At 41.1% G+C, this 5,132-nt stretch carries 5 protein-coding genes and 1 pseudogene; 1 reads left to right on the forward strand and 5 read right to left on the reverse strand.

Going from position 1 to position 5,132, the window contains the following annotated elements:
- Positions 1-266: 266 nt before the first annotated feature.
- The 4 genes from AC1DWN_RS27555 to AC1DWN_RS27570 all read right to left on the reverse strand — a co-directional run bounded on the left by AC1DWN_RS27555 (position 267) and on the right by AC1DWN_RS27570 (position 3,277).
- Positions 267-1,115, reverse strand: a complete 849-nt coding sequence (locus AC1DWN_RS27555; RefSeq protein WP_477562082.1) for a DNA alkylation repair protein — start codon at positions 1,113-1,115, stop codon at positions 267-269.
- A gap of 79 nt (positions 1,116-1,194) precedes the next feature.
- Positions 1,195-1,875, reverse strand: a complete 681-nt coding sequence (locus AC1DWN_RS27560; protein WP_477562083.1) for a Crp/Fnr family transcriptional regulator — start codon at positions 1,873-1,875, stop codon at positions 1,195-1,197.
- A 33-nt stretch (positions 1,876-1,908) separates the two neighbouring features.
- A complete protein-coding gene (locus tag AC1DWN_RS27565) occupies positions 1,909-2,928 on the reverse strand; it encodes a hypothetical protein (protein WP_477562084.1) in 1,020 nt (339 codons plus the stop codon).
- Positions 2,915-3,277 (reverse strand): PadR family transcriptional regulator, encoded by a 363-nt coding sequence (locus AC1DWN_RS27570; protein ID WP_477562085.1) that lies wholly within the window; start codon positions 3,275-3,277, stop codon positions 2,915-2,917. Before AC1DWN_RS27570 ends, AC1DWN_RS27565 begins: the two co-directional genes overlap by 14 nt.
- A 141-nt stretch (positions 3,278-3,418) precedes the next feature.
- Between AC1DWN_RS27570 and AC1DWN_RS27575 the strand changes: the two genes are divergently transcribed.
- Entirely contained in the window at positions 3,419-4,180 is a 762-nt protein-coding gene (locus tag AC1DWN_RS27575; protein ID WP_477562086.1) for an AAC(3) family N-acetyltransferase, read from the forward strand.
- A gap of 171 nt (positions 4,181-4,351) precedes the next feature.
- Here AC1DWN_RS27575 and AC1DWN_RS27580 read toward each other — a convergent pair.
- A pseudogene (locus tag AC1DWN_RS27580) lies at positions 4,352-5,132 on the reverse strand (beta-galactosidase); the annotation flags it as partial.

Consider the following 5,132-nt stretch of genomic DNA (forward strand, 5'->3'; position numbering starts at 1 on the left):
GCATAAAGGTAGAGTTGGCATGTGAAATTAGACCATCCTGTTACGATTAGAAAAATCAAAAATATGATGAAAATGAGCCTAATGAACGGCGTTGGTTATTGAAGGAGTGCAGTAGTATGGGGCTAGTCTTTGACTGTATTTCATACATTCAGCTCTTCTTCAAAAACGCTATATTTGTCCTAGACTGTATTTCATCCAATCTAAACGCCTCGCCTATCAATCCCATTGCATTCATTCGTTCTTATTTCATGTGAAATTCACGTCCATTACGTAGTTTTCAATAAGCTTCTCTTAGCCCGCGTTACAATTCGTTTTGTTTCCTTCGTATTTGAAGCTTCCAACCATGCATGACAGGTCTGAAGCACCCAGTCAGGATTGGTTTTGCTTGCATCATTTAACCAATTGCCCACAGAGTCTTGCACATATTTGATCGGGTCGGATTTTACAGATTCTAGAAGTGAAACAGCAAGAGAGGGGTTCTCTTTTAAAGCGATGATATGCTTAGACCACACGCCATGCGGGCGAGTCGATTCAATGGCAAACCTCCTAATGTTGGCATCCTTATCCATCACCCAATCGTTTAACAGAGCAATGGATTGCATGAGGTGGCTGGAAATCGATTCTCTCACGGCCATCCATGCAATTTCACGCACGCCAAAATGGGTATCAGCAGCAAAAGGACGGATACCTGTCAGTTTAGTTTCTGGAGTCAATCGCTGATCAAGCCCAATGATATAGGCAGCCCAGCAGCGAACGCTGTCTGATTCGTGAGTAGCGAGCGTTTCGAATATTTTGTTTCTCTCTTCATCCGATCTCCGCTCTAGCAAGTTAAGCCACTCCCGAGCAATAGCGGGTATGATTTTCATCATCTTCTTTTCTTTCAAATGATCTAGCCCTGCTTGGAATGAAGCAGACTCGTGCTGTATTCCAAGCTCATCAAGCATATTTTGCAGAAGCAGCGTATGATCGACAGACAGCCATTCTGTCAGATTTAAGCTTTGCAGTTGCCCTTTCTGAAGCAGTTGAATCACTTCATTCGGAATGTCACCAACCTTTTGGGCTCCTTTCCGTTGTGTAATGAAATCAGATAGTGCTGCTGTCTTTTCTTTATCCATGAAATACGTTCTCCTCTATATGATGAATTGTAATTATTTTTACAATACTTATTTAAGAGGAAGAAAGATGTAATGTAGATTACAGCTCATTGTTTGAGAGAAGATCTCGACGGATATAAATCGTTTTTAAACCTGTTTTTATCATTTTTTCTTCCGTAAGCTTTTTCAAAGCTATCGATACGGACTCTCTTGTTGCGCCAACTAAATTAGCGATTTCTTGATGAGATAGAGATAAATCAATCTTACAATATTCATCCGTACATTCACTTCCAAATTGGTTGGATAGCTTTAGAATCGTATGCAAAATTTTATCCTGCAGGTTTCCGAGGGCGAAATTTTGAGCTGAACTGCTCATTGCATTAATGCGGTCACTCATAACTTTAATTAAACTCATCATAAATCGAGGCCGTTGAATCATAAAATCCTCAAATCTATTCTTATTCATCATACAGATGCAGCATTCTTCTAACGCTTCAATATACATATCCCGTGTCCCTAATGAAATGGCATCCATTTCTCCAAAAACATTTCCTTCGCTTAGTATATCTAAAGTGAATTGTTTACCATCCGCGTTTAGCTYATATAAGCGAACCTTCCCTACTTTCACATAATAAAGCGCTTCAGAATAGGTTTCCGGAGTTTGAATAAACGTGTTTTTTGGGAAAATTGTAATCGAAGTTAATTCATCCATTTCTATTAAGTCCTCCATAGAGAGACTATTTAGTAGATTGAATTGTGATAGGTATAAAATGTTATCCATTTTTCCTCCGCATTGTTTCTTTAATGACGCTTTCTAAGCATGATCTTTCAATTGGTATGCTTTGTAGCACACATTAATCGTATCGATTAGGGCAACTGCTCCAATGATGTAAATGAAGCCTTTTGTTGTTTGGTTCCATAAAGAGGATACCCAGACAAAGTCTTCATCACCTTGGATAAGTAAGCCGTGCTCTACCATTTCATTTAAAAATAGTGAATTCCATATGTCTGGATTCGTAAATACGATTAGGCTAACGAGGAATGAGACGATATTAATGATAATAAGGGAGTAGACCAAACTTATTGTCCATTTTTTTGAAATTATTTTTAAACAATCTCTCAATATCCCAAGTGCGATCAAAAGCCAGATCAACGGGAAATATCCGTGAAACACAGCTTCATTAAAGAACGGGATAATAGTTGCCGGTTGACCTTCTTTAATTGAAATAAACCCTAGTAAATGATTGGAGACCGTGAGCAGCATTAAAAACAAAATAGAAAAAATAATTCCCGCGATAGGCTCGCTTGGCTTGATTTGAGCTTTAGAATTGGGAATTGGCTGAAGCATAGACGGCTTCCAATCCTTCTTGGCATCAGGGCGGGGCTTAGGAGTTTTGACGCCCGCATATTCGATGATCCCAAATACGATCGTTACCCAAGCAAATCCTTGAAGAGCAACGCTGAACAATGAACCCAGATAATTAATGAAGGATTCAAGCACTTGTGCTGGATCAAAGAAGAAATCTATAGCGAACACGATAGTAAGTGAGATGATAATGGAAAGGATCACAATTTTCAGGACTGTCAGATATCCATCATAAAATGCGGGACTGATTAGATACCGCTGGTTTCCTCTGTATTTTGCGGCCAAATCACTCGGGTTGCCTAGCTCTATAAGAACCTCTTCAATTGCCGTATCGTAGTCACTGCTTTCATGAAGTCGTTGTTCAAGCATATCCTCGATTAGACCTTGCAGTTCTTTCTCGATATCCGTCCGCTGTTGTTGCGGCAATTTGTGGGTAACAGTATAAATATACCTTTTAATCAGTTCCATCTTTTTCTCCTCCGTTATGAGTAATCAAGCCTTCCACGCTCGTGATCATATTTCTCCACTCTTGACATAGTTGAGCGTACACTTCCTCTCCAAAAGGGCTGAGTGAATAATATTTCCGTGGACGGGTATCGTTCGTATCCCATTCGCTTTGTAGAAGCTCTTGTTTCTCTAGTCTGCGCAGCAGTGGATACAAGGTGCCGGGATCAACTGCAATACCTTTCTCATCGAGTACGGAAACCAATGAATAGCCATACTGTGGCTCAGACAACTGGCTTAATACGCCGATTATAATTGTTCCGCGTCGTAATTCCTGCATTAATCCACTGATTACTTCGTTTGCGTCCTTCATTTTACCAACTCCTGATTGTATTATACTGTATGCCACACACTATTGTGAGTATGATATTAAAAATCTTTTATTACTATTATACTGTTCACGAATTGCCGATTTAAGCTTATAATAGTCAAAACTAGCAAAGGAGATTCTGATATGTATAATAAATTAGATTTAATTAACCATCTTGATCAAGCGGGAATTGATAGGACGGGCACAGTACTCATGCATTCGTCTATGAAAAGCATAGGAGAAATAGAGAGTGGGGCTGACACTGTACTCGATGCCTTGTCTGAGTATATGCGAGAAGGATTGCTTGTTTTGCCGACACATACTTGGTCTTATATCAACGCGGAAAACCCGAGATTTTATGTGGAGTCATCACCTTCTTGTGTAGGTATTTTACCCGAGCTGTTTCGGAAACGAGCAGGTGTACTTCGTTCTTGCCATCCGACTCATTCAGTGGCTGCACTAGGAAAAGATGCTGCTTTATTCGTAGCTGGAGGTGAACGCTTTGATACACCTTGTCATCGGGAATCCGTCTGGGGTAAGCTGCTTGATCGAAAAGCAACCATTCTTTTAGTAGGGGTGGACCTGCGTAGAAATACGTTCATCCATGGTATTGAGGAGTGGGTTGATATTCCGGGAAGATTAACAGACACTCATGAAGAGCTATATACAGTCCTACAAGATGGAACAGAGATGGCTGTGCCGTCTCGCAGACATCACGGTTTGTCATGGTCAGAGCATTTCTGGAAGGTGGAGGTTCTGCTTGAAAAACAAGGAGCGATCTATAAATCCCAATTCGGGGATGCCAATATGTGGGTATGCGATACAGTGAAGCTGACCGATATAATTTCGGGTATGCTGAAGCATAATCCCGATTTATTTTCGGATAATGAACCGTTGATTGAATAGGAGAGAAACGAAGATTATCCCCCCTCATTTAGACCAAATGAAAGCCTGCCGCACCGTGGACGCTATTCCCAGTTGCAGCAGCTTTCACTTGGTCTTTCTTTTCGACCAATTGGAACATCCGGAAGTCCCAATTGAATAGTAGAAGAGGTTATAAAGATAGCATGTGATTATTTATTGTAGAACGGGTTTATCTGAAAAGACGACACTCGGCTCAATTGCTCCATGCAACTCAAATATGATAATTTCATTCGTGCCAATCTTGAGTAATGGGGCAGGAATATACAACGTTTTCTGGGGCCCGCGTTCCCAATATCGGCCTAGATTGAACCCGTTCACATAAACGACTCCTTTTGTCCATCCGGCCATGCTAATAAAGGTGTCCGCTAATTCTTCGATATTCAGTGTCCCTTTATAGAAAACGGGCAGTTCTAAGTTGTTTCCTCTTCGGGCCTCATCATTGTTTATGGAATTATTGAAGACTAGGAATTCGATGTTATCTAGCGGTAGAGTATGAATCTGCCAATCGAATAAAAATTGGTTGCCATATCGAACCCCTTCGGTAATCCCTTTGCAATCCCGTAAAAAAGGGCCGTAATTGGTCCGTCCCATATTCTCGACAAGAATGCTCAGCTTTGCTCCAGGCGCAGGAATTTCCAAGTCAAGTGTTTGCAATTCCGGTCGATCTCGTTCAATAACTCCAATGTATTTATCGTTCAAATAGATGATCGCACGATCGTGCACATCCTGCAGCACCAGACTGGCCTTGCCCCGAGGTCCGGAAACTTGTGTCGTATAAAGGATGAAGCCATAGTCTTGGCCAAGCTTCTCCATTGTCACAGGAAAGGTACTCTGTGTTTGTGTGGCCAGCGTATTTAAGTGATCGAACAAACCGGTCGATTCCGTCATACATACCTTTCCATAGGCTTTTTTCTTAATAGGATCAGGCAGAACA

It is taken from the genome of Paenibacillus sp. P4_A7, assembly GCF_056402455.1.